The organism is Natronorubrum sp. A-ect3, from assembly GCF_041821125.1.
Taxonomy (GTDB): domain Archaea; phylum Halobacteriota; class Halobacteria; order Halobacteriales; family Natrialbaceae; genus Natronorubrum; species Natronorubrum bangense.
Genome location: NZ_JBGUBB010000001.1, coordinates 850,375 through 871,320 on the forward strand (window position 1 = coordinate 850,375; position 20,946 = coordinate 871,320).

Consider the following 20,946-nt stretch of genomic DNA (forward strand, 5'->3'; position numbering starts at 1 on the left):
GCGGAAATCGTGACGGCTATCAGTCCAGACATCTTCGTCACGGGCAATGGCAGACGCGATCGACGACGACCTTTATCAGCGGACCAAAGCGTTACTCGAGCCCGGTGAAATCGAACTGAACGGCGCTATCGTGCACACAACACACGACAGCAGCGAAGACGTCCAGATGATGCAGGCGACTATCGACGTCGGTGACATCATCGCCGAACACTCGGGCCAAGACCCGAAAGACTGCTACGTCTACTCGGGCAACGACGACACCGACTTTTCCTCGAACCAACACCAGGGACTCACTCTCGAGGACGAGGAGTTCGTCTGGGAGTGCCAGCAACTGCTACGTCAGGGGACGTTCGATATCGTCATCTACTACCGGGCCAGCGCCGACCACGAGGCGATCCTCGAAGACATTCAGGAACTCGGCTACGAGGTTACCGGCGTCACCGGCGACTGAAGACAGCTCACTGACGTTTTACGACCCGCGGTGGTGTTGCCGATTCGAGAGCGGGATGTTTCTGAAGAAAGTGATGCTATGTCACACGAGAACGACCGCCATGAGCCACCATGTCCGGATTGCTTATAACTGGCCGGTTCCGATATTTACCTATACGGACGATCATCGACCTGGTGGCGTCGACAGTCTGACCGAGACCGGCAGCCGACTGGACGAGCACGCAGACACACACCCGTCGAATCCAGATCACCGCCGACGATTGACACCACAATCCAGTATGATTCCACTCGCACACGATTTCACCGGGACGACAGTACTCGTCTTTGGGGGCGGTCCCGTCGGTTCCCGGAAAGCCCGGCGGTTCGCCCGCGAAGCCGATGTAATCGTCGTCAGTCCCACGTTTGTCGACCGCGATTTCGGCACGGCTGAGCTGATCCGAGCTGCGCCAACGCCCACCGAGGTCGACGGCTGGCTCAAGCGAACCGATCCCGCACTCGTTGTTGCCGCGACCGACGACGAAGCGGTCAACGACGCCGTTGCGACGGCGGCTCGAGACCGAGGAATTCTCCGCAATCGCGCGGACCGAGCGGGCGAACGCGACCCCGGCAGCGTCGTCGTCCCCGCGACAGTTCGCGATGAGCCCGTCGTCGTCTCGATTGCGACCGGTGGGACGGCCCCAGCACTCAGCAAGTATCTTCGACAGGAGTTCGAGGAGACGCTTTCGGAAGCTGGCTCGATGGCAACGCTCTGTGGACAGCTCCGGACGGAGCTCAAATCGAGAGGCGTCGACCCGAACCGACGACACGAGATCGTCACCAGTGTCGTCAGTTCCTCGGATGTTTGGACAGCTTTACGTACAGGTACTTCCAACTGTCCCCAAGTGATCGAGGACGTGTTGGACGCAGAACTGTCTGCTGGGGGTGACCAACAGTGATTCCGGCTGGAGTCGTGACTGCTGGACGGGTGACTCACGAGAGTGGGAGTGTCGACGATCTCGCCGCCGTGACTCCCGAGAGCCAGCGCATTGCCGTTGCTGACCTGCTGTCCGTCCCGTCGGTCAAGGAAGCGTACGTCCTCTCGACGTGTAACCGAGTCGAAGCCTACGTCGTCGCCACTGACAGCGTCGTCGGCCGGGCCGCACTCGACGAATTTTTCGACCCGGTTGACAACGACGCCGTCATCATCGCCGACCACGACCAGAGTCTGCGCCACCTCCTTTCCGTCGCAGCCGGACTCGAGTCGGTTGTGCTAGGCGAAGATCAGATTATCGGGCAGGTCCGAACTGCCTACGAAGACGCCCGCAGCGCCGGCGGAATCGGAGAGATGCTCGAGGCTGCCGTAACGAAAGCGATTCACGTCGGCGAACGCGCCCGGACCGAGACCGAGATCAACGAGGGTGTCGTCTCGCTTGGCTCTGCAGCGGCCAGACTCGCCGGCCGAACCGTCTCACTCGAAGGCGCGACCTCGCTTGTCGTCGGCGCTGGCGAGATGGGACAGCTCGCAGCACGGAGTCTCGCGGAGACCGGTATTTCGGAACTCATTATCGCGAACCGAACGACGTCACACGCCGAACACCTCGCCGATGAAGTCGACGTTGAGGCCAGTGGCGTTCCACTGGAAGCGCTCGACACCGTCGCCCGCGAGTCGGACGTCGTCGTGACGGCGACCGGCAGCGACGAGCCGATTCTCGGGCCACAACAGCTCGCAACCGATGAGGCGGCGACGACCGACGCCACCGAGCAGGTCGTCGTCGACCTTGGCCAGCCGCGTGACGTCGTTCCAGCGGCTGATTCGCTCTCGAGCGTGACCGTCTACGACCTGGACGACCTCGAAACGATCACCGAAGAAACGAGGGCACAGCGTGCTGACGCGGCTCGCAAAGTCGAGTCGATGATCGACCACGAGTTCGAGTTGCTCTGTGAGCAGTACAAACGGGCCCGCGCGGACGAAGTGATCGCCGCGATGTATGAGTCCGCAAACCGAATGAAAGAACGCGAGGTCGAAACGGCACTCTCACGCCTCGAGGGCGAGGGGTTCACCGACGAGCAGCGCCAGATCATCGAGGCGATGGCCGACGCGTTGGTCAACCAGTTGCTTGCACCGCCGACCAAAAGCCTGCGAGAAGCCGCTGCCGAAGACGACTGGAGCACGATCAACACCGCGCTCCAGTTGTTCGATCCCGACTTCGGCGGCGACGATGGGCCAATCGCCCCATCGATGCACACTGGTTCGATGGCCAGAGAGTCCCCACTCGAGGCGACTGACGACGACTAACGCGACACGCGGTGTTCGTTCTGCTGTGGGATGGCGCAGTACTAGCGCCAGAGCTTGGTCGCGTTGACGACGTGGAGTTCGTCGTCGGTTTCGACTTCCCAGATGCGAAGAACGAGATGTGCCTTGCAGTAGTACTCGGTCGTTTTGATACCCGTGTGCTCGTTTTGAAGCACGAGTTGACAGGTACCGTCGTTCGAGCAGTCTGCAGACAGATCACACATTACGCTGTCAGCACATACTCGATTCGCCGGTAAGTCCCTGTCGGTGGTCCCGGGCCGCAATCCATGTCGAATCACCACACGGCATGGCGGTTGCGCCGGTGAGAATCTGGCGTGGCACAATCATTATTTGACTGCGTTCCGTTCGAGCGACCATGGCCGACCTGCTTTCCGACGACGAAATCGAGGCACAGCTTCCAGACGACTGGACGCGTGACGGTGACGAGATCGTCCGAACCTACGAGTTCGACGACTACCTCCGCGGTGTCAACTTCGCCCAGATGGTCGGCGAGATCGCCGAGGCGCAGTTTCACCATCCCGAAATCGTGATCCGCTACGCCGAAGTCGAAATCAGACTGACCTCCCACGAAGAGGGCGGGATCACTGACGCCGACATCGAGATGGCCGACCTGATCGAATCCGAACGCAACGCCTGAATTCGACTGATGGACGCTCGCTACGTCTTTCGCGCGCAGGTCCGGCTCGAGGCCGACGAGCCGTCAGTCTCGCTCGAGCCGTCGACGGCTGAGACGAGCGTCACGTTCTTTCTCGAGGCACCGGAGCCGGGAACCGAGGGCTGGCTGTTCTTCCGGGATACGCTCTGGCGAGGCGAAATCAGCGATTCGGCGTACGGTCGTCAACGTGCCGAAGAGTGGCTCGGCGAACCCGTCGAATCGATTAGCTTCAGCGAGTTGCAGGTCGACGAAGCGTACTTCGAGGCACTGAAAGCCGAAATCGCGGCCGACCTCGAGGCGTTTAATGCCGAGACGGTTTCGGAAGTGCTCTCGAAGTACCTGGGCTCGAGTATCAGGGTTACCGACAAAAACGAGTAGCACAGCGTCGGCTGGACGCGAGTGCGATGTCGAACGAGGGCTGTGTACACAGCGTGTTGACTGCCGGTCCGGCAGGCGATACATCTTTACTCGAGACGCACATACAATAGTGTCCGATGGATGGTGAGTATGACTTCTGGCTGCTCGATCTCGACGGGACGCTCGTCGACGTCGAGTGGTCGTATACCCGTGAGGTGTTCGACCGGGTCGGCAACCACCTTGGCCGGGAGTTCACCGACCGAGAAGCAGACATCCTCTGGAACGGCTTGACCGGCTCTCGCGACCGACAACTCGAGAGATGGGACATCGACCCGCGAGCGTTCTGGGATGCCTTCCACGAGGAGGAAGATCCACTGGTCCGGGCCGAGCAGACCTATCTGCACGACGATGCAGCGTTTGTCACCGACCTCGAGGTCCCGGTCGGACTGGTGACACACTGTCAGGAATTCCTCTGTGAGCCGGTGCTCGAGCACCTCGACATCCAAGACTGGTTCGATGCCCGCCTGTGCTGTACCGAACAGACGGGCTGGAAACCCGATCCCGAACCCGTCCAGTGTGTGATGGACGACCTCGGCGTCGGACACAACGGCCATCAGGGGGTGCTCGCAGGCGACGGCTCGAACGACATCGGCGCAGCTTGGAACGCCGGACTCGACGCGATCCACGTCGAACGCGTCGGCCACGAGCGCCGCGGACAGTGCGTGCGTGGCGATTATCGCGTCCGGTCGTTCGACGAACTATTCTGAGAACGCGGTTCAGCGTCTCCGTGAGCGGTCTCGAGACTCGGCGTCAAAGAACTGTGTTAGTGCGAGCATCGTCCCGGCGTACGACGCAGCCAAAACGCCGCCGAGAAACAGTAAGCTGAAGAAGACGGTCTGGCTGAGCAGGAGTTCCAACATTATACCAGGACACATATCCTACTGGGAAAATCGTGTCGGTTTTTCAACTAGAACACGGTGTGATGCGCGGAACACACGCAACGAGATCGCTCACAGTTATTGGGAAGACGGTTTCTTTATTCGGGTTTGGGTGTGAAACTCGTGATAAGTACAGCAACCTCTTTTACCGGGGTCCTCCCTCGCTCACGTTGCTCACTCGGTCGAACCCCGGCAAAACCCGTTGATGCTAAAAGGCCGCCGTCGCGGGGTTTCACCCCGCTCCGGCGGTGAAACGCTCGCTTCGCTCGCGGATGCCCAACTCCTCCCGCAGCGTTCCATTCACACGTGTAGTTGCCGAATCGTCTGATCCGGCTTCAGTCAGATCACTGAACAGTAAACCTATCCTACTAGATATTACCGAGTGTATTTCACAGTGGACTCGTCCAAGAGATCACTGCGTCTACTCGAGTCAAGCGAGATCAAAAAGGATTCACGAGTGCAGTCGGAGAGTGTGGTAGAACGCCGATGAAGTACTGTCTCAACTGCGACTGGCAAGCGAGCGCGACTGACGATTCGGACCGATCCCCGTCGCGGAAAGCGATCGACCACCACGTCGAGACGGGCCATACGATCGACTCGAGCGACGGTGCCGTCCCGTTGACGATCGTCGACGAACCAGACCTACCACTCGCTCGTGAGTAAACCGTTCCGAGTAATTCGAACGCGAGTATGACTGCCAGCGGCTCGTTCAGCGCCGGAGCAGGCGATCATTCGAGCGGTGGCTGTTCGCCAGCCGGCTGGAGTTCCTCGCCAACCAGCGTCTCGTAGGCGCGTCGAAACCGTTCGGAGAGCGCCTGGTGGGAGATTCCAAGCTCGTCGGCCAGTTCTTCCATCGAGATCCCGCGTGGAATCTCGAAGTAGCCATGCTCGAGTGCGGCTTCGAGGGCTTCCTGCTGTTCGGGAGTCAGCCGGGTCTCACTGTCCGTGACGCCGGTGACGTCGGTCACGCGTCGCAGGTCGACGGAGAGGCCGCTTGCCTCGAGTCGGTCGTACGCATCACAGAGCGACTCTCGGTCACGAAAGCGGACCCGTACCTGCCACCAGCCGTCGGTGCCCCACATCTCGAGCAAGGAACCGCCATCTGCGAGGAGTTCGTCGCGGAGCCGGACCGCCTCATCGACGAAGCTGACGTCGAACAGCAGCCGTGATTGGGTTTCGACGAGCAGTTCGTAGTCCTCGACCGACGGATCTGCCTCGAAGGCTTCGGTTGCCGTCTCACGGTCGACGCCGGACACCCAGAGGGAGGGTCGTGTCTTCGACACGGAGGACTCGAGTTCGAACGTGGCTTCAGGTGCGTACTCGAGTGCTGTCCCCAGTGTTGTCTCCGCCGCGGGTAGCCGGAATTCGGCGATCGTGGACATCACCAGTCGTACACCGTACTGGCGTAAAAATCACTGTTCTGGAGTGTCTGACTGTCTGTTTCAGTGAATCGAGGCGCTCTCAGTGTCCGTGTGGGCAGCTGTCAGTGCTCGGTGGGTGGTTCCTCGAGGGCGGCTGCGAGTTCCTGTACGCTTTCTTTGGCTGTCCGATCCGAGTTTACAAACACTCGCACTGGCTGGTCGCCGAGGGGGACAAAGCCGAGATTGAGTCGGTCGGCAGTTGCACGCAGCCCCACCCCAACGTCGGCGTCGCCGGCGATCACCTTGCGGGCGGGACTCTCGTGGGCGCGGAGCCCAAGGTCGAAGCCGTCGATCGCCGCGATGAGCTCCTGGCGGTCCGTGCCGCGATCGGCTGCGAGATCGTCGACCGCGGCCTCGAGACTCGAGCGAAGCCCAGAGTCGGTCGTCCGGTTGACAAACCGCAGGTCGCGATCAACCAGCGCTGCCAGCCCCTCGAGCTCCTGTGGGTTGCCTGGCCGAACGACGAGCCCCCACTCGCGGCTCCAGCGGCCGAGTTCCTCAGCCTCGAGGGCTCGCTCGAGCGGGCCCGCGATCACGGCGACGTCCGGGACGCCCTCGCGGAGTCTGCGCACGGCCGGCCGTGAGCCGACCGACAGATAGCGTGGGTTCTCGAGCCCATCGAGTAGTCGGTTCATCGTGGGGTCGTCCTCGCCGACGCCGAGCAGCGTCGGTGGCTGAACGTCCGGCGAGAACAGGTCGACGGTTACCGATTCACCTTCCTCGAGGTAGTCGGTCCCGGGATCGACGGTGACGACGCCGTCGGCTTCGGCGAGGCTGGTCGTTGCGCCGCTGCCCTTGTCGACGGGGTAGACGAGCGTGTCGACGTCGCCGTCCACACCGGCGGACTCGTGGGCGGGTTCCGACGGCCCGCTTGTCACGAGGCCGACGGGCATCAGTCGAAGCCGTCCCTCGGCGTAGCGTTCCGATCTGGCCATCCGTCCGGACACGGTTGCCGCCTTCGGCGCAGCCAAGCCAGCAGCCTTGCGGATCGCCGGTGCGACGAACGTTCGGAAGACCATCATCGCAGAGACGGGGTAGCCGGGAAGGCCGACGTAGGCAGACGACTCGAGTCGGCCAACGAGCATCGGCTTGCCGGGTTTGACACTGACGCCGTGGAGCAGTAGCTCGCCTTGCTCCTCGATGATCCGGTAGATGACGTCGACGGCACTCGCGCTGGTCGACCCCGACGAGAGCACGAGGTCACATTCGTCGGCGGCCTCCCGAAGGATGCGTTCCATCTCGTCTTGATCGTCGCCGGCGTGGGGGTAGAGGACGGCTTCACCGCCGGCGTCTTCGACCCCCGCGGCGATCGTGTAGCTGTTGACGTCGTAGATCTCGCCCCGCTCGCTTTCGAGGTCCCCGCCCGGACGTACCAGTTCGTCGCCCGTCGAGACGATCCCAACGCGTGGCTTTGCGCGGACAGGCACCTCGTCGACGCCGAGTGCGGAGAGCAGTCCGATATCCCGCGGCGTGATCGTCGTTCCGGGGCCGAGCGCCCGCTCACCCGCGGCGACGTCCGCGCCGGCGAACATGACGTTGTCGCCGGGAGCGACCGACGTGCGGATTAGCACCTCGTCGCCATTCTCGGCCGTCTCGCTCACGTTGTCGCCGCTTGCGCTGTCCGTCGAGCGTTGCTCGACGCGATCAGTCCGCTCGACGGGAACCATCGCGTCCGCACCCGGTGGCATCACCGCACCGGTCGAGATCTCAACAGCCTGGCCTTCCTCGAGGTCGATCGTCGGCTCTTCGCCAGCGTGGACCGCACCGACGACCTCGAGCCGGGCCGGGTCAGCCTCATCGGCCCCGAACGTGTCTCGGGCACGGAGCGCGTAGCCGTCCAGACTGGCCCGGTCGAACCCCGGCACGTCGAGTTCAGCGTCGAGTCGAGCAACGAGCACCCGGCCACGGGCGTCCTCGAGTGCAACGCGGTCGATTCCTCCTTCGAGCGACAGCGAGTCGATCGCCTCGCGGGCCGCCTCGGGGGAGGCGAGGTCGCGAAACTCCTTGCGGCTCATACCCGCAGTTGGTGGGCCGGGGGTAAAAACGTCGGTCGAACAGGACGCTGATTCCGGGACTCGACTGAGAGGAACACCGGATGGTAGTCGTCCCATCGCATCACGACACTGCGTGCAGCAACGTTCGTGAGACAACGACGGCGAGCAGTGGAGCCGAAAATGCTCGAGCGCGGCCAAAGTATCTACGACCGATCGGGCTGCTCAGCAGACCGTCCCAGTACCAATCTAACCCGCTGCGTTCGCCCCGGCAGAACTGTGCCTGATAATCGTGAAGAGATAGATGTCTTTTTCACACTGAGTTTCATATCGGTTGGTATGGCTACCCATGGCTTTCAGAACGGTGGTGACACGACCGTTTCTCTTCCTGAAGTCGTCCCGTTCGACTTTCCGCATCTTACTCGATTGAGCTGGGAACTCGGATCACGTGTGGTCGATGACAATGGCGTCTTTCACAGCAAGTGGGAACAGACGGGAAGCCGCTGGTCGCTGTCGATTTTCCGTGTCACAGAACACACTGTTATCCTATGCGTTCGCACCCCTGTCGGCCGGGAGCGGTTTTACGGCGCTGCGAAACTCGATCTCGAGCGGGCACTGCCTCACCTCGAGTCGACATCCAACTGGCACCGTTGTGAGTGACGGGTCCGGCAGCTGTCCACCGGTTTCCCGCCGGCTCGAGGGGAACGGTTACAACCCTCCCGCGTGAGTCGAGTGGTATGGCACGACTTGCCGAATCCGATCGGGAACGGATCGCTGCCCTGTTCGATCGCCATCTCGAGGTCGGCCTCCACCACGGCGCCCAGTTAGGTGTCTACGTCGACGGCGAGCAGGTGCTCGACCTCGCGGGTGGGACGACCGGGCCGGATGGGGTTGATGAAATACCGACGCAGCGACACGTTCTCTTCTCGTCGACGAAACCGTACGCGGCCGTTACCCTGCACTCACTCGTCGAGGATGGCGCCCTCGAGTACGATGATCGAGTCGTCGAGCACTGGCCCGAGTTCGCCGACGACGGCACTGAAAAAGCCGAGATCACCGTCCGACAGGTGCTCAGTCACACTGCCGGCCTTCCACAGGGCGAGATCGACAAGCGACCCGACCGCTGGCGTGACTGGGATGCCGTCATCGAGGCGCTCGAGGCGCTGGAGCCGGTCTACCCGCCGGGTGAGGTGCCTGCGTATCATCCACTCACGTTCGGCTGGCTGGTCGGCGAGCTCGTTCACCGGGTGTCAGGCACACCGATCGAGATGGCTGCAGCCAAGCGCGTCTTCGACCCGCTCGGGATGGATGATACGGGTATCGGTCTCCGTGACGACGAGGCCGACGACGTTGCGACGATCGTTCCGTTCGAGACGTTCGATCGCTGTCGTGATCCCGGCGAAGGACTGGGTGATCACACCGAAGTCGCAGCCCCGTTCAACACCGAAGCGCTCCACCGGGCCGTCATCCCTGCTTCGACTGGAATCGGAACCGCGAGCGATATGGCTCGATTCTACGCCTGTCTCGCCAACGGTGGCGAACTCGAGGGCACTCGAATCCTGTCCGAAGAGACTGTCGACACGATGACGCGTCTCGAGGCTGAAACGGAGTCTGACGGGACGCTCGGACGAGAGGCACGGTTTGCGCTCGGGTTCTGGAAGGGTGGGACGACGATCGCCCCGTATGGATCGCTCTCACCGCCACACACGTTCGGACACGCCGGACTCGGAAGCAGCGTCGGCTGGGCAGATCCCGTGGAAGCGGTCGGCTTTTCGTACGTGACAAACGGGGTCCGCGACGGCTCGTACGAACACGTCGCCCGGGTAAATGCGGTTGCGGATGCGGTTCGACTCGCAATTCAGTAGGAGACGATCGGCACGGCGCTGCCGTCGCGTTTCAGACCAGTGCCCGGAAAACATCACTGAACAGGATCAAGAACAGTCCAGCGAGAAGAATCAGGATCAAGAACCCAAAGAAGATAGCAATAGCTTGTTTTCCAGTCAGCGACTCACCCTCAAGGATTTCGTTCACGTCCATGCGTACCGGCCGAATACACACACAAACCTCTTAAAACGATGGTGTTGTTCGGCGCCGTCAGATGCAGTGGCTTTCAGTGCTGTCTGCTACGCGTTTGGCTCCCAGTTCTGGACGGCGACGGTCTCGCCTGCTGGAATGCCTTCGCGGTCGTCGTCGACGACCACCCAGCCGTCGGCTAACGCGACACTCGAGAGCACGCCCGAGCCGCTCGCTCTGGTCGGCGTCGCCGTGAACGTGGGCTCGTCGCTCTCGGTATCGTCCGTCTCGCGGGCCTCGAGTTGGACTCGTGCGAACGTTCGCGTCCCGGGTTCGCTCGGAATCTTGCGCTCGAGTGTTGCCTGCGTCGTGGGATGTGGGTCGGGGTCTGTCCCCTCGAGCCAGCGGATCACTGGCCGCAGGAACTGGACGGCGTTGACGATACAGGCGACGGGGTAGCCTGGCAATGCGAGGACGGGAGTGTCCTCGACGATTCCCAGACAGACGGGATGGCCGGGTTTGAGGCCGACACCGTGGACGAGCACCTCGCCGAGCTCGTCGATCACTTCGGGCAGCAGATCCCGCTTGCCGACGCTCGAGCCGCCGGTCGTGATGACGACATCGTTCGTCAGATCCCGCTGGATCGCGACGCGAAGCGACTCGGCATCGTCGGTGACGACGTCTCGATAAGTCGCTCGGCCGCCCCACCGTTCGACCAACCGAGAGACGGTGAGGCCGTTGGTCTCGATGACTTCGCCCGGATCTGGATCGCCTTCGACGAGTTCTTCACCCGTCGGAATCACGCCGACCGTCGGCCGTTTCGCGACCGACACCTGTGCGTAGCCCACAGACCGGAGCAAGCCGAGATCGGACGGACGCAGCCGGTGGCCCGCCTCGTAGAGGCGCTGGTCCGCGTCGACGTCCTCGCCGATCGGGGCGACGTTTTCACCTTCTGCCACCGCATCTTCGACCTCGAGTTCGCCGGCCGACTCGAACGCCTCGACGTGTTCGATCATGACGACGGCGTCTGCACCGTCGGGGAGCGCGCTGCCGGTGTGGACACGAGCAGCCGTCTCGGCTGTGACGGTGGCATCGTCACCGGTGCCGTCGGCGATCCGGAGGACTTCGGGAGAGCGGGCGCTGGCACCGAACGTGTCCGCGGCACGGACAGCGTAGCCATCCATCGCAGCTCGCTGGTAGTGTGGAACGTTTCGAGCGGCGGTCACGGGTGCCGCAAGCACTCGTCCGTCCGCACGCTCGACGTCGACAGTCTCGCGTCCACTTTTCGCGGGGGTGTCACCGTCCCCGTTGCCGTTGTGAGCACTCTCGACGGCAGTTCTGAGTATTCGGCGCGCCTCGTCGACCGGTGTTCGAACCTTGAACCCGGACTTCTTGCGCTCGCTGTCGGCACCTTCCATACTCGAAGTCGGGTTGCGGGGAGCCAAAAGCGTACGGGACCATCACATGTGTCGGCCACTGTCCAGCCACAAAGGCGTCGAATCCACCGCTACCGCGGGGTTTTTCGTATCGGCGTTCAAACGTGTAGCCATGTCAGCGCTCCGTGATGCACTGCGGGATCTCTCCGAGGACGTGTTTTTCGATCTGCTCGAGAGTGAAGAGGCGTACCTGCTCGTTCTCGATATCCCCGGTGTATCCGCCGAGACACTCGATCTGTCGGTCGAAGACGGTCGCATCTTCATCGACGCCCACCGGGAGAAAGATCCCGACAGTGATTTTCGCTATCTCGAGGAGAACCGCTCGCTGTTTCTCGAGGTCGATCTCCCGCTGCCGGCGGATGCGATCGGAACGGACTCTGAGGCTGCAGTCGACCGCGGCGTCCTCGAGTTGACACTCCCCAAATCGTCAGCCGGTGGCGAGACGACGATCGACGTCGTCGACGAGGGAACCGACTAACGTGAGGTGAGCGAGACTGGCTTCTCTCCGCGCGTACAAGCGCTTCGTCGTCGTCGTCTGGCAGTTCCTCCCCTTGTTGATCGCCTACGCCCGCGACCGGCGTCGGTTTCTGCTGTTCGGTCGTCCACGGCAGGTCGACCCCGAGACCCACCGCCACCGGGCAGAGGTGTTGCTCGAGTCGCTGTTGACGCTCGGACCGACATTCATCAAACTCGGACAGTTGCTCTCGACCCGTCCTGACGTGTTGCCGCCGTCGTACATCGACGTCCTCGCGGCACTACAGGACGAGGTCCCACCCGCAGAGTGGGAGGGTGCCAAGGCGGTCCTCGAGGACGAACTCGGCCCCGTCGATGAGAACTTCGCCGAGTTCGAAACCGAGGCGATCAGCGGCGCAAGTCTGGGACAGGTCTATCGAGCACGCCTCGACTCCGAGACAGAATCGTCCCGATCGGCGACGGACGCCGGTCGTGCAGTCGCCGTCAAGATCCGTCGCCCGGAGATCGAATCTCTCGTCGAGGCGGACCTGCGAGTTGTCAGATGGTCGCTTCCGATCCTGCTGTATTTCGTCGGCGAATCCCGAGCGTTCTCGCTCGAGAACCTTGCCGACGAGTTTGCAAAGACCATCCGTGAGGAGATGAACTACGAGCGCGAGGCGACGATGCTACAGGAGATCCGCCAAAACTTCGACGGCGACGACCGCTTTGTCATCCCCGACGTGATCGAGAGCCACTCGGGACCGCGTGTGCTCACGATGGAGTACATCGAGGGGACAAAGATCAACAACGTCGACGAACTCGAGCGCAAGGGGATCGATCGCACACAGGTCGCTGAAGACCTCCAGCGGTCGTATCTCCAGATGATCATCGACGATGGCGTCTTTCATGCCGATCCGCATCCGGGCAATCTCGCGGTGACCGACGAGGGCCAGGTCGTCTTTTACGATTTCGGGATGTCTGGTCGGGTCGACGAGTTCATCCAGCAGAAGATCGTCGAGTTCTACATCGCCGTCGCCAACCAGGATATCGACGCCATCCTCGATGCACTCACTGAGATCGGCACGCTCTCGCCAGACGCCGATCGGGCCGTGATGGCAGAGGTGATGGAGCTGGCGATTCAGGACGCTCGCGGCGAAGATATCGAACAGTACCGGGTCAACCAGATCATTGGCCAGATCGAGGACTCGATCTACGAATTCCCGTTCCGACTGCCGAAAAACCTCGCGCTCGTCTTGCGAGTCGCGACGGTCGTCGAAGGCGTCTGTGTCACCCTCGATCCGGAGTTCGACTTCATCGACACCGCGACCAGCTACCTCACCGAACAGGGCTACCGCGAAGAATCTATCCGAAAATACCTCGAGCAGTCGGGTCAGCAACTCCGTCGAACTGGCGAGTCGCTCACGAGACTGGCACCGAAAACCGAACGCACCCTCGACCGACTCGAGCGCGACGACCAGTTCATCCGCATCGGCGTCGAGGACTCCAACGGCGTGTTCACGACGCTCGCCAAACGGCTCATCTACGGCCTGTTGCTCACCATGTCGCTGTTCTCGATGGGCGTTCTCTATGCGCTCGAGGCACCCGAAGCGTCGGTCGCCGCCGCGGTCTTTTCGGCGCTGGTCGTGATTCAACTCTACCGATCGTTCCGCAAGCCGCGGTCGACCCGCGTGCGCCCGCAGTTCACCCGACAGAACCTCCGTCAGCGACGCGACGAGGAGTAGCCACTCCAGCGCGTGCAATGGCGGTCAAACGTTTTTCCGCTGGCGCTCCACGACATGGTATGGACTACGACCGGCTCGCGTCGCTGTCGTTATCGATCGACGACGTCTCGATTTCGCGCCTCGAGCGCGAGACCTCGAGCGAGTTTACGCGCGTAACGACCGAAATCACGCTCGCTGGTTCCGACACCGACGGAGAGACCGTCGTCGGCCGGGGCGAAGACGTCACCTACGAGACCGACGACCACGACGCGCTGGCCGACTCCGGACTGCCCGACCTGACCGGCGACTACACCATCGACTCGTTTGCCACCCAGCTCGAGTCGATCGATCTCTTCCCCGCAGGCCCGCCCGACCGCGACGAGTTTCGAAACTATCGCCGTTGGGGTGTCGAGAGCGCCGCACTCGATCTCGCGCTTCGACAGGCCGGGACGGACATCGCGAGCGAACTCGGGCGCTCGCTCGAGCCGGTTCGGTTCGTCGCCAGCACTCGCCTCGGCGAGCCGCCGACGACTGACCGACTCAAAACTCTCCGAGAGCGAGTCCCCGACCTCGAGTGCAAGCTCGATCCGATCCCCGAGTGGGACGACGATCTCGTGGACGACATCGTCGGCACGGTTGGTCCGGACGGCGTTCGCATTCTGGACCTGAAAGGCCAGTACGAAGGGACTGACGTCGACGTTCCTGCCGACCCCGAGCTGTATGCGCTCGTCCTCGAGGCGTTCCCCGACGCTGTCGTCGAGGACCCTGCACTCACCGACGAGACGCGGCCGCTGTTCGACGATCCCGACGTGCGCCAGCGTGTCTCCTGGGACGCCCCGATTCATGGCGTCGACGACATCGAGGCGCTGCCGTGGGAGCCCGACTGGCTCAACATCAAACCCTCGCGCTTTGGCTCGCTCGAGTCACTGCTCGAGACGATTGCGTACTGTGCCGACCGGGACATCCGCTGCTACGGCGGCGGCCAGTTCGAACTCGGCGTCGGCCGTGGCCAGATTCAGTTGCTGGCGTCGCTGTGCTACCCTGACGGGCCGAACGACGTTGCGCCGCGAGCCTACAACGATCCCGAACTCAGCGCGTCGTTGCCGTCGAGTCCGCTCGAGCCGCCGGCCGAACCGCGTGGGTTTCGGTGGGCTGACTCGGGTTCCGACTGACGCGGTCAGCCGCCGTCGTGAGTGGCTCCGTCCGCTGGTCATCGACTGCGGCCACGCCGACAGTCACCCCACAGCGTCGTCGGCGTGTCGTCGCTCCGATCAGCGTCTTTGACCGCTCGCCAGAGCTCGAACGCGCCGTAGCGCTCTTGCTCGAGCAGCCGAGCAGCCAACTCTGGCGCGACCGAGACGCGGCGACACTCCCCCTCGACGAACAGGCCGTCGGGACCGAACGTGAACTCCACGTCGTAGTGGTCGACGCGCTCCTCGCACCCGTCGAGGACGGGATGGATCGCCTCGAGGACGGCTGCCACGTACTCGAGAACGAGTTTCATCCCGGGCGCGTCGGTCGTTTCGAGATCGACGCGGACGATGGGGACGACCAGCGGTGTCTCGGTCTCGCTGTCGACGACGGCAATGTGGCGAACCGTCGGCGACTGCTCGAGATGGGAGGCGGTGCCCGTCGGGAGCCTCTCGGCGAGTCGGGCGTCGAGTTCGTCTGCGAGTGCACATCGGCTGTGAGTCTGCCGTCGATGCCGAGCGAACAGCACCAGACCGATACTAGTCAGGAGAACGACACCCACACCGATACCGGCGACCAGACTGCCAGTCATCAGGAGCAGGTTGTCACTCCATCCAGTAGTGGGTTCCCGTCGAAACGAGCTGCTGGAGACACGATCGCGCCGCGAGTGAGCTGGCTGGATGGGTCTCCAGCAGATCATGGCTCCTGCCAGCACACAGCTACTCAGACGTGTTGTTAGTCTGACTCCACCGAGCGACCATTCCAAACGGTTTATGGCCGTCGGTTGATTACGGCGGGATATGGCGAAACAGCAGACCGAAGTTCGCGATCTCCAGGAAGGAAGTTACGTCATTATCGACGACGCAGCCTGTAAAATCAACGCCTACTCGACTGCCAAGCCCGGAAAACACGGCAGCGCAAAGGCACGTATCGAGGCCGAGGGAGTCTTCGACGGCAAAAAGCGCTCGCTCTCTCAGCCAGTCGACGCGAAGATCTGGGTCCCGATCATCGAGCGGAAAAACGGGCAGGTCGTCTCGGTCGACGGCGACGACATGCAGGTCATGGACTTAGAAACGTACGAAACGATCACCATGCGTATCCCCGACGGCGAAGACGTCTCCCCTGACGAGAACATCGAGTACCTCGAGATGGAAGACCAGCGAAAGATCGTCTAATGTTTCCCGGGGCGACTGCCGAACGCGAAGGGACCGACGTGCGAGGCCAAGAGGCTGACCGCGGAGGCGCGAACTTCGTGGTCGTCGGTGCGCCCCTGGACGCCACGACGACCTTTCAGCCGGGGACTCGGTTTGGTCCCCGACGCATCAGGACGTTTGCGGAGACGTTCGACGATTACGACCGTCGAACCGACCAGTACTTTTCGGATCTCGGTGTCGCCGACCACGGCGACGTCCGCGCATGGGATGACATCGAAGCATACCTCGAGTGGCTCGAAGGGACGCTGCGAGATGTCGTCTGGGAGGACGCCATCCCCTTGACACTCGGCGGTGAACATACCGTCACACTCGCAGGCGCACGCGCGGTCGAGCCCGAGGTCGTCGTCTCGCTCGACGCCCACCTCGACCTCCGCGATGCCTACGACGGGAATCCGCTCTCACATGCGGCCGTGATGCGCCGGATTCTCGACGACGTCGACTCGGTCGAGGAACTGATCGTCCTTGGTGCCCGAACTGGCAGCGAGGCCGAGTGGGAACGGGCGGCCGACGACGACGTGACCGTCGTCGCTCCCGAAGACGTCGGTGACTGGTCGTTCGGGGACCGACTCGAGGGCCGAGACGTCTACTGCAGCGTCGATATCGACGCGGCCGACCCCGCGTACGCGCCGGGGACGGGCACGATGGAGCCCTTTGGCCTCGAGCCACGCGAGATGCGTGACATCGTCCGCGAGGTCGCGCCGCATACGAGTGGCTTCGACGTGGTCGAAGTCAACGACCGCGACGACGGCCAGGCTGCCTCGCTCGCGGGCAAACTCGTCCGTGAGTTCGTCTTTTCGAACGCGGCAGCGACGGTGGACGCGTCACGCTCGGCGTAACTGTGCCGTCATTTCTCGTTGGAACCGACGACGCCGCGCCAATCACCAGCGTTATGCTTGCTCCAGCGACCTACACGTGTATGCCGATTAGACCGTACGATCCGGCGTCGGACGCCGACGCCCTCTGGGCGTTGAAACGAGCCTTTGAAACCGGACTCGGAGCCAACACCGGCAGCGACGACAAGGAGAGTCGGTACGCCGAAAAGCTCACTGACGACTACCGCGAGGGCTATCTCGAGTGGGTTGACCGCTGTGTCGCCCACGACGAGCGGAGCGTACAGGTAGCCGTGGCCGACGGCGACGGTGCCGACCCTGACCTGACCGGCTACGTCTTCGTCCTCCCCGACACCCACGCCTACATCTGGGATGCCGCCGTCCTCAACGAAATCTACGTCGACGAGTCTGTCAGGGGGACCGGCGTGGCGGACGAGTTGATCGACGCCGCCATTTCCGCCGTCCGCGAGCAGGACCTGCCGCTCGAGCGACTCGTCCTCGACGTCGACCGAGAAAACGAACGCGCACGGGCGTTCTACGAGCGCCACGGGTTCGACCACTGGGGCGAGCTGGTCGCTCGAGAACTCTGAGCGACTTGGTTTACGTTCAGAAAGTGGTCTGAGAGGACTGCCGTCGGCGCTGCGTTGCTGACCGTTACCGGCGGATGGGCCACCTGCACGGCAAGCTCGTCGAATCACGTCATCTATGCGATGTGTGAAATGCCAGCACTGTCGCTTGGCTGTGAGTATCCGTACCAATTTGATGGTGTGGTGCCTACTATCACATATGTTCGACCGCGTTCTCGTTCCGACGGACGGCAGCGAGGCAGCCGAACTGGCGGTCCCCTACGCCGTCGAACTGGCCGAGCAGTTCGATGCGACACTGTACCCGATGTACGTCGTCGATACCGACGCGCTCAGTCACGCACTCGGCTCCGAGCAGGTGGATCGAATCGACGCGGGGCAGTTCGGCGAGATGCGTGAACTCCATGAACGGGCCGCTGCTGCAATCGACCGCGTTCGTGAGTATACCACTGCGGCGCTTACAGTCGAACCCGTAATCGAGGCGGGTATCCCACATGAGGTCATCACGACGTTCGCTGAAGACACCGATATCGACCTCATCGTCATGACGTCGCAAGGCCGGGGCGGTGTCAAGCGCGCGCTGCTTGGTAGCGTCACCGAGCGTGTCGCTCGAGGCAGTTCCATTCCAGTGTTGGTCGTCGACGCGGACGACGACTCACAGCTTCTGGTCGAACCAGATCCAGCCTGACTGCTCGCAGGCCAGCGGTGGGCTCGAGTGGCCCACAGTTGAACGCCCACTGTTGTCGATCGGAAGGATACAAGCGACCAGCACCGCAAGCACGTGTATGGATCTCTCGGAGTTCGTTACCCGACTCGACGAGAAGCTGCGAACCGACGACTACGCCGATGTCGATGCCAGCGCGAACGGCCTGCAGATCGGCCCCGACAGCGGCGAGGTCGATCACGTCGCTTTCGCGGTCGACGGCGTCGCTGCGACGTTCGATCGGGCGGCCGACGTCGACGCGGACGTCATCGTTACCCACCACGGGCTCTCGTGGGGTGGCTTCGACCGCATAACGGGCCGCACCTACGACCGGATCGCACCCCTGATCGAGAACGACCTCGCGCTCTACGTCTCACATCTCCCGCTGGATGGCCACCAGGAACTGGGCAACGCAGCCGGCGTTGCCGATGTCCTCGGCCTCGAGGATCGTGCTCCCTTCGGCGAACTCGGCCCGGAGTACATCGGCCAGCGCGGAACTGCGGCCGAGTCATACACCATCGACGAGCTGTGTACACACCTCGAGACGGCCCTCGAGACCGGCGACCAGCCCGTCCAGTCGCTCGCGTTCGGGCCCGACGAGATCGAGGACGTGGCAGTCGTCACTGGGAGCGGAACCGACTGGCTGGACGAGGCTATCGATGCCGATGTCGACGCGCTCGTGACGGGTGAGGGAAAACAGAACGTCTACCACGAGGCCAGGGAAGCCGGCATTCACGTCGTGCTGGCGGGCCACTACGCGACCGAGACGCTCGGTGTCCGGGCGCTGCAGGAACTGGTCGACTCGTGGGGCCTCGAGACGAGTTATTTCGAGCTGCCGACGGGGCTGTAGCCGTCGCCGCCGACTCACGCGAGCCCGAGCACCGAGACCCCAGCCACCGAGAGGACGACGAGCACGACCGTCCAGAGCCCGATCCCGACCGTCATCCACCCTGCGACGGCGCGTGTGGGGCTGCCGGCGAGCAAGGCAACGAGCGCGGCGATGTGGACACCGGTAAGGATCGGCCCGCCGATCGAGAGTCCCGGTAATCCGTACCGGTCCCACAGTCCTCGTGCTCGAGCGTGTCGCTCGCCTGCGTCCTCGTCAGTGTCCGTCTCGCCTCGTCGGCTATCCCACCACCTCGAGAGGCGGTGGTGAAACGCGACGAGCACGTACACCGAGCCGACGTTGCCAGCGAAGGCGACCACGCCCGTCGTTGCTGGATCGAGCCCCAGCCCGATCGCGACCGGAACGACGACGAGAATCTCGACCACTGGAATCGCCGCGAGCACGAACACGAGCACGTACTGGAGGAGGCCGCTTGCCTCCTCGAGCAGTGGGCTGGCGTCGACGAGTAGTGATGTCACGGTCATGATCGATTCCGGGCGTTCCGGCGGTCTCCGAACGTAGACGGACGCTCGAGAAATAGCTGCCGTTACCGACGTTCCACCGCTCGGGTCGCCACACCGGTGTCAGTACGTCTGATAGCTCGCCGATCCGATCTCGACCCTGACAAGCGTGTTTTCCGCGTAGGCGTCCGGATCGGCGTCGTACTTCTCATTGATTCGCCGACGTGCGGCCCCCGTGCCGGCCGCGTCGTCGACGACCGTTGCGGTGCCAAGCAGCGTTACCATCCACTTCGTGTCCCCGCCCTCATCGGCCTGTATCGAGAGCGCGACTCGTGGGTTTTCGCGGATATTGGCCAGCTTTCGGCCCGTCGTTACGATTTCGACGACGTCGTCTTCGTATCGGTACCAGACAGGGGCCACGTGTGGTCGCCCCTCGCTGCAGGTCCCGAGATGGGCCATCAGCGGCTCGCTCTCGAGCAGTCGCTCGGCTTCCGGTGGAACCGTCACAGTGGGGTCTCCACGGGAGCGATCAAAAGCGGTTGCCCTGAGATTGCGATGTCGATCGATATCACAAGTCGTGCTAAACCCTCTCTAGAGACTTGCTTTCACGCGACTTGCGACTCGAGGATGATCTATCATGAACATTTATATTGGATGAGCCTGTAGGGGTGAGTACAGATGTCGGTCGTACACGTAGCAGCCTAAATTCGAGTTTGCCCCCGACGAGATCCGTACCGTTTCCGACGATACCCACTACCCGACCGACATGAGCACCCAACACTTGCAGACCCAAACCGAACCCGAATCGTATCCGAACCAAACGCCGACCCACACGACGCCAGCCGACGCGACAGCCGTCATCGACGACCCACGAACGGCGACTGATATGGCTCCCCGAACGTTCTCTCACCGGAACACGGCTCGCCTCGAGAATCTGATCGACGAGTGGAACACCGCCTTCGCAAACGCGGGTACGGACTCGACGTCCGAGGCGTAACCGGGCTATTCTGCGCTCTGGATCCAAACCGTCTTTGGAGCGGCTGCCATAGCGTCGGCCGGCCGGCCGATGACGATTCACTCGTTCCGAGCCGGACTCGGCACCCGGCAGTGACGAACCCTATGAGTGCCGAGGCCCCATTTCTGACGGAAGAAAGCGTCTTCAGCGGCATCTAACTGTGCCATCGGCCCCAGTCAGTTCACCGAGCGCTTAGCGTCTGCGAGATCGTGCTGGTCTGTTCGAATTGAGCATAACTGTATGGATCGGTGCAGGCTGTTTCCGGTATTTTTCATATTTAATTCAGGCGTGCTGATTTGTACGCCAAAATGTAGCTACCAGTACAGATACTGTT

26 protein-coding genes are annotated in these 20,946 nt (G+C 62.6%); 18 read left to right on the forward strand and 8 right to left on the reverse strand.

What is annotated here, in order from left to right; translation table 11 throughout:
- The first annotated feature begins 46 nt into the window (after nt 1-46).
- The 3 genes from ACERJA_RS04275 (at nt 47) to hemA (ending at nt 2,725) form a co-directional block, all read left to right on the forward strand.
- On the forward strand, nt 47-451 hold the full coding sequence (locus tag ACERJA_RS04275; RefSeq protein ID WP_006066448.1) for a DUF5778 family protein: 405 nt from the start codon (nt 47-49) through the stop codon (nt 449-451).
- 277 nt (nt 452-728) lie between these two features.
- On the forward strand, nt 729-1,385 hold the full coding sequence (locus ACERJA_RS04280) for a bifunctional precorrin-2 dehydrogenase/sirohydrochlorin ferrochelatase (RefSeq protein ID WP_373607023.1): 657 nt from the start codon (nt 729-731) through the stop codon (nt 1,383-1,385).
- The gene (gene hemA, locus ACERJA_RS04285; protein ID WP_373607024.1) at nt 1,382-2,725 is read left to right on the forward strand and encodes a glutamyl-tRNA reductase; all 1,344 of its coding nucleotides are present in this window, start codon (nt 1,382-1,384) and stop codon (nt 2,723-2,725) included. The genes ACERJA_RS04280 and hemA overlap by 4 nt, the downstream gene beginning before the upstream one ends.
- Before the next feature lie 41 nt (nt 2,726-2,766).
- Here the strand turns inward: hemA and ACERJA_RS04290 are convergent, their stop codons facing one another.
- Entirely contained in the window at nt 2,767-2,946 is a 180-nt protein-coding gene (locus ACERJA_RS04290; RefSeq protein WP_373607025.1) for a hypothetical protein, read from the reverse strand.
- A 152-nt stretch (nt 2,947-3,098) separates the two neighbouring features.
- Here ACERJA_RS04290 and ACERJA_RS04295 point away from each other — a divergent pair, with 152 nt between their 5' ends.
- The 3 genes from ACERJA_RS04295 to ACERJA_RS04305 all read left to right on the forward strand — a co-directional run bounded on the left by ACERJA_RS04295 (nt 3,099) and on the right by ACERJA_RS04305 (nt 4,522).
- On the forward strand, nt 3,099-3,380 hold the full coding sequence (locus tag ACERJA_RS04295) for a 4a-hydroxytetrahydrobiopterin dehydratase (RefSeq protein WP_006066444.1): 282 nt from the start codon (nt 3,099-3,101) through the stop codon (nt 3,378-3,380).
- 9 nt (nt 3,381-3,389) lie between these two features.
- Entirely contained in the window at nt 3,390-3,776 is a 387-nt protein-coding gene (gene lwrS / locus ACERJA_RS04300; RefSeq protein ID WP_373607026.1) for an LWR-salt protein, read from the forward strand.
- Nucleotides 3,777-3,892: 116 nt separating this feature from the next.
- Entirely contained in the window at nt 3,893-4,522 is a 630-nt protein-coding gene (locus tag ACERJA_RS04305; protein ID WP_006066442.1) for an HAD family hydrolase, read from the forward strand.
- 9 nt (nt 4,523-4,531) lie between these two features.
- On the opposite strand, the gene ACERJA_RS04310 is transcribed toward ACERJA_RS04305, so the two are convergent.
- The gene (locus ACERJA_RS04310) at nt 4,532-4,675 is read right to left on the reverse strand and encodes a hypothetical protein (protein ID WP_373607027.1); all 144 of its coding nucleotides are present in this window, start codon (nt 4,673-4,675) and stop codon (nt 4,532-4,534) included.
- A 504-nt stretch (nt 4,676-5,179) separates the two neighbouring features.
- On the opposite strand from ACERJA_RS04310, the gene ACERJA_RS04315 reads away from it, so the two are divergent.
- Nucleotides 5,180-5,356, forward strand: a complete 177-nt coding sequence (locus tag ACERJA_RS04315) for a hypothetical protein (RefSeq protein WP_373607028.1) — start codon at nt 5,180-5,182, stop codon at nt 5,354-5,356.
- Nucleotides 5,357-5,421: 65 nt separating this feature from the next.
- Here ACERJA_RS04315 and ACERJA_RS04320 read toward each other — a convergent pair whose 3' ends face one another.
- Together ACERJA_RS04320 and ACERJA_RS04325 are read right to left on the reverse strand one after the other, a co-directional pair.
- Complete coding sequence (locus ACERJA_RS04320) at nt 5,422-6,075, reverse strand: helix-turn-helix domain-containing protein (protein ID WP_373607029.1); 654 nt, start codon at nt 6,073-6,075, stop codon at nt 5,422-5,424.
- Between the two features lie 101 nt (nt 6,076-6,176).
- Nucleotides 6,177-8,129 carry a molybdopterin biosynthesis protein gene (locus ACERJA_RS04325; RefSeq protein ID WP_373607030.1) on the reverse strand — a complete coding sequence of 651 codons (1,953 nt, stop codon included), beginning with the start codon at nt 8,127-8,129 and terminating at the stop codon, nt 6,177-6,179.
- A gap of 315 nt (nt 8,130-8,444) precedes the next feature.
- Here ACERJA_RS04325 and ACERJA_RS04330 point away from each other — a divergent pair, with 315 nt between their 5' ends.
- Nucleotides 8,445-8,765: a hypothetical protein gene (locus ACERJA_RS04330; RefSeq protein ID WP_373607031.1), complete on the forward strand. Its 321-nt coding sequence runs from the start codon at nt 8,445-8,447 to the stop codon at nt 8,763-8,765.
- Nucleotides 8,766-8,842: 77 nt separating this feature from the next.
- A complete protein-coding gene (locus ACERJA_RS04335) occupies nt 8,843-9,970 on the forward strand; it encodes a serine hydrolase domain-containing protein (RefSeq protein WP_373607032.1) in 1,128 nt (375 codons plus the stop codon).
- A 258-nt stretch (nt 9,971-10,228) separates the two neighbouring features.
- Here the strand turns inward: ACERJA_RS04335 and glp are convergent, their stop codons facing one another.
- Nucleotides 10,229-11,536, reverse strand: coding sequence for a gephyrin-like molybdotransferase Glp (gene glp, locus ACERJA_RS04340; RefSeq protein ID WP_373607033.1), 1,308 nt, complete (start codon nt 11,534-11,536; stop codon nt 10,229-10,231).
- 130 nt (nt 11,537-11,666) lie between these two features.
- On the opposite strand from glp, the gene ACERJA_RS04345 reads away from it, so the two are divergent.
- The 3 genes from ACERJA_RS04345 (at nt 11,667) to ACERJA_RS04355 (ending at nt 14,900) form a co-directional block, all read left to right on the forward strand.
- Nucleotides 11,667-12,032 carry an Hsp20/alpha crystallin family protein gene (locus ACERJA_RS04345; protein ID WP_373607034.1) on the forward strand — a complete coding sequence of 122 codons (366 nt, stop codon included), beginning with the start codon at nt 11,667-11,669 and terminating at the stop codon, nt 12,030-12,032.
- Nucleotides 12,033-12,108: 76 nt separating this feature from the next.
- Nucleotides 12,109-13,749 (forward strand): ABC1 kinase family protein, encoded by a 1,641-nt coding sequence (locus ACERJA_RS04350; RefSeq protein ID WP_373607035.1) that lies wholly within the window; start codon nt 12,109-12,111, stop codon nt 13,747-13,749.
- 59 nt (nt 13,750-13,808) lie between these two features.
- A complete protein-coding gene (locus tag ACERJA_RS04355) occupies nt 13,809-14,900 on the forward strand; it encodes a hypothetical protein (RefSeq protein ID WP_373607036.1) in 1,092 nt (363 codons plus the stop codon).
- Between the two features lie 38 nt (nt 14,901-14,938).
- Here ACERJA_RS04355 and ACERJA_RS04360 read toward each other — a convergent pair whose 3' ends face one another.
- Nucleotides 14,939-15,511: a hypothetical protein gene (locus ACERJA_RS04360; RefSeq protein WP_373607037.1), complete on the reverse strand. Its 573-nt coding sequence runs from the start codon at nt 15,509-15,511 to the stop codon at nt 14,939-14,941.
- A gap of 208 nt (nt 15,512-15,719) precedes the next feature.
- Here ACERJA_RS04360 and ACERJA_RS04365 point away from each other — a divergent pair, with 208 nt between their 5' ends.
- From ACERJA_RS04365 to ACERJA_RS04385, 5 genes are all read left to right on the forward strand, one after another.
- Nucleotides 15,720-16,094: a translation initiation factor IF-5A gene (locus ACERJA_RS04365; RefSeq protein ID WP_373607038.1), complete on the forward strand. Its 375-nt coding sequence runs from the start codon at nt 15,720-15,722 to the stop codon at nt 16,092-16,094.
- The gene (speB, locus tag ACERJA_RS04370) at nt 16,094-16,969 is read left to right on the forward strand and encodes an agmatinase (protein ID WP_373607039.1); all 876 of its coding nucleotides are present in this window, start codon (nt 16,094-16,096) and stop codon (nt 16,967-16,969) included. The genes ACERJA_RS04365 and speB overlap by 1 nt, the downstream gene beginning before the upstream one ends.
- Before the next feature lie 80 nt (nt 16,970-17,049).
- The gene (locus tag ACERJA_RS04375; protein ID WP_373607040.1) at nt 17,050-17,553 is read left to right on the forward strand and encodes an N-acetyltransferase family protein; all 504 of its coding nucleotides are present in this window, start codon (nt 17,050-17,052) and stop codon (nt 17,551-17,553) included.
- 196 nt (nt 17,554-17,749) lie between these two features.
- On the forward strand, nt 17,750-18,235 hold the full coding sequence (locus tag ACERJA_RS04380) for a universal stress protein (RefSeq protein ID WP_373607041.1): 486 nt from the start codon (nt 17,750-17,752) through the stop codon (nt 18,233-18,235).
- A 97-nt stretch (nt 18,236-18,332) separates the two neighbouring features.
- Nucleotides 18,333-19,100, forward strand: a complete 768-nt coding sequence (locus ACERJA_RS04385; RefSeq protein WP_373607042.1) for a Nif3-like dinuclear metal center hexameric protein — start codon at nt 18,333-18,335, stop codon at nt 19,098-19,100.
- 14 nt (nt 19,101-19,114) lie between these two features.
- On the opposite strand, the gene ACERJA_RS04390 is transcribed toward ACERJA_RS04385, so the two are convergent.
- Both ACERJA_RS04390 and ACERJA_RS04395 read right to left on the reverse strand, forming a co-directional pair.
- Nucleotides 19,115-19,621: a small multi-drug export protein gene (locus tag ACERJA_RS04390; protein WP_373607043.1), complete on the reverse strand. Its 507-nt coding sequence runs from the start codon at nt 19,619-19,621 to the stop codon at nt 19,115-19,117.
- Nucleotides 19,622-19,720: 99 nt separating this feature from the next.
- Nucleotides 19,721-20,104: a pyridoxamine 5'-phosphate oxidase family protein gene (locus tag ACERJA_RS04395; RefSeq protein ID WP_373607044.1), complete on the reverse strand. Its 384-nt coding sequence runs from the start codon at nt 20,102-20,104 to the stop codon at nt 19,721-19,723.
- A gap of 259 nt (nt 20,105-20,363) precedes the next feature.
- Here ACERJA_RS04395 and ACERJA_RS04400 point away from each other — a divergent pair, with 259 nt between their 5' ends.
- A complete protein-coding gene (locus ACERJA_RS04400; RefSeq protein WP_373607045.1) occupies nt 20,364-20,594 on the forward strand; it encodes a hypothetical protein in 231 nt (76 codons plus the stop codon).
- Nucleotides 20,595-20,946: the final 352 nt, after the last annotated feature.

Bases quoted from the DNA above. Each gene is read 5' to 3' on its own strand.
- ACERJA_RS04275 (WP_006066448.1), top strand. From the start codon at position 47: ATGGCAGACGCGATCGACGACGACCTTTATCAGCGGACCAAAGCGTTA.
- ACERJA_RS04345 (WP_373607034.1), top strand. From the start codon at position 11,667: ATGTCAGCGCTCCGTGATGCACTGCGGGATCTCTCCGAGGACGTGTTT.
- lwrS (WP_373607026.1), top strand. From the start codon at position 3,390: ATGGACGCTCGCTACGTCTTTCGCGCGCAGGTCCGGCTCGAGGCCGAC.
- ACERJA_RS04385 (WP_373607042.1), top strand. From the start codon at position 18,333: ATGGATCTCTCGGAGTTCGTTACCCGACTCGACGAGAAGCTGCGAACC.
- ACERJA_RS04365 (WP_373607038.1), top strand. From the start codon at position 15,720: ATGGCGAAACAGCAGACCGAAGTTCGCGATCTCCAGGAAGGAAGTTAC.
- ACERJA_RS04305 (WP_006066442.1), top strand. From the start codon at position 3,893: ATGGATGGTGAGTATGACTTCTGGCTGCTCGATCTCGACGGGACGCTC.
- ACERJA_RS04330 (WP_373607031.1), top strand. From the start codon at position 8,445: ATGGCTACCCATGGCTTTCAGAACGGTGGTGACACGACCGTTTCTCTT.
- ACERJA_RS04320 (WP_373607029.1), bottom strand. From the start codon at position 6,075: ATGTCCACGATCGCCGAATTCCGGCTACCCGCGGCGGAGACAACACTG.
- speB (WP_373607039.1), top strand. From the start codon at position 16,094: ATGTTTCCCGGGGCGACTGCCGAACGCGAAGGGACCGACGTGCGAGGC.
- ACERJA_RS04310 (WP_373607027.1), bottom strand. From the start codon at position 4,675: ATGTTGGAACTCCTGCTCAGCCAGACCGTCTTCTTCAGCTTACTGTTT.
- ACERJA_RS04380 (WP_373607041.1), top strand. From the start codon at position 17,750: ATGTTCGACCGCGTTCTCGTTCCGACGGACGGCAGCGAGGCAGCCGAA.
- ACERJA_RS04325 (WP_373607030.1), bottom strand. From the start codon at position 8,129: ATGAGCCGCAAGGAGTTTCGCGACCTCGCCTCCCCCGAGGCGGCCCGC.
- ACERJA_RS04335 (WP_373607032.1), top strand. From the start codon at position 8,843: ATGGCACGACTTGCCGAATCCGATCGGGAACGGATCGCTGCCCTGTTC.
- ACERJA_RS04400 (WP_373607045.1), top strand. From the start codon at position 20,364: ATGAGCACCCAACACTTGCAGACCCAAACCGAACCCGAATCGTATCCG.
- ACERJA_RS04390 (WP_373607043.1), bottom strand. From the start codon at position 19,621: ATGACCGTGACATCACTACTCGTCGACGCCAGCCCACTGCTCGAGGAG.
- ACERJA_RS04355 (WP_373607036.1), top strand. From the start codon at position 13,809: ATGGACTACGACCGGCTCGCGTCGCTGTCGTTATCGATCGACGACGTC.
- ACERJA_RS04360 (WP_373607037.1), bottom strand. From the start codon at position 15,511: ATGACTGGCAGTCTGGTCGCCGGTATCGGTGTGGGTGTCGTTCTCCTG.
- ACERJA_RS04280 (WP_373607023.1), top strand. From the start codon at position 729: ATGATTCCACTCGCACACGATTTCACCGGGACGACAGTACTCGTCTTT.
- glp (WP_373607033.1), bottom strand. From the start codon at position 11,536: ATGGAAGGTGCCGACAGCGAGCGCAAGAAGTCCGGGTTCAAGGTTCGA.
- ACERJA_RS04290 (WP_373607025.1), bottom strand. From the start codon at position 2,946: ATGTGTGATCTGTCTGCAGACTGCTCGAACGACGGTACCTGTCAACTC.
- ACERJA_RS04375 (WP_373607040.1), top strand. From the start codon at position 17,050: ATGCCGATTAGACCGTACGATCCGGCGTCGGACGCCGACGCCCTCTGG.
- ACERJA_RS04315 (WP_373607028.1), top strand. From the start codon at position 5,180: ATGAAGTACTGTCTCAACTGCGACTGGCAAGCGAGCGCGACTGACGAT.
- ACERJA_RS04295 (WP_006066444.1), top strand. From the start codon at position 3,099: ATGGCCGACCTGCTTTCCGACGACGAAATCGAGGCACAGCTTCCAGAC.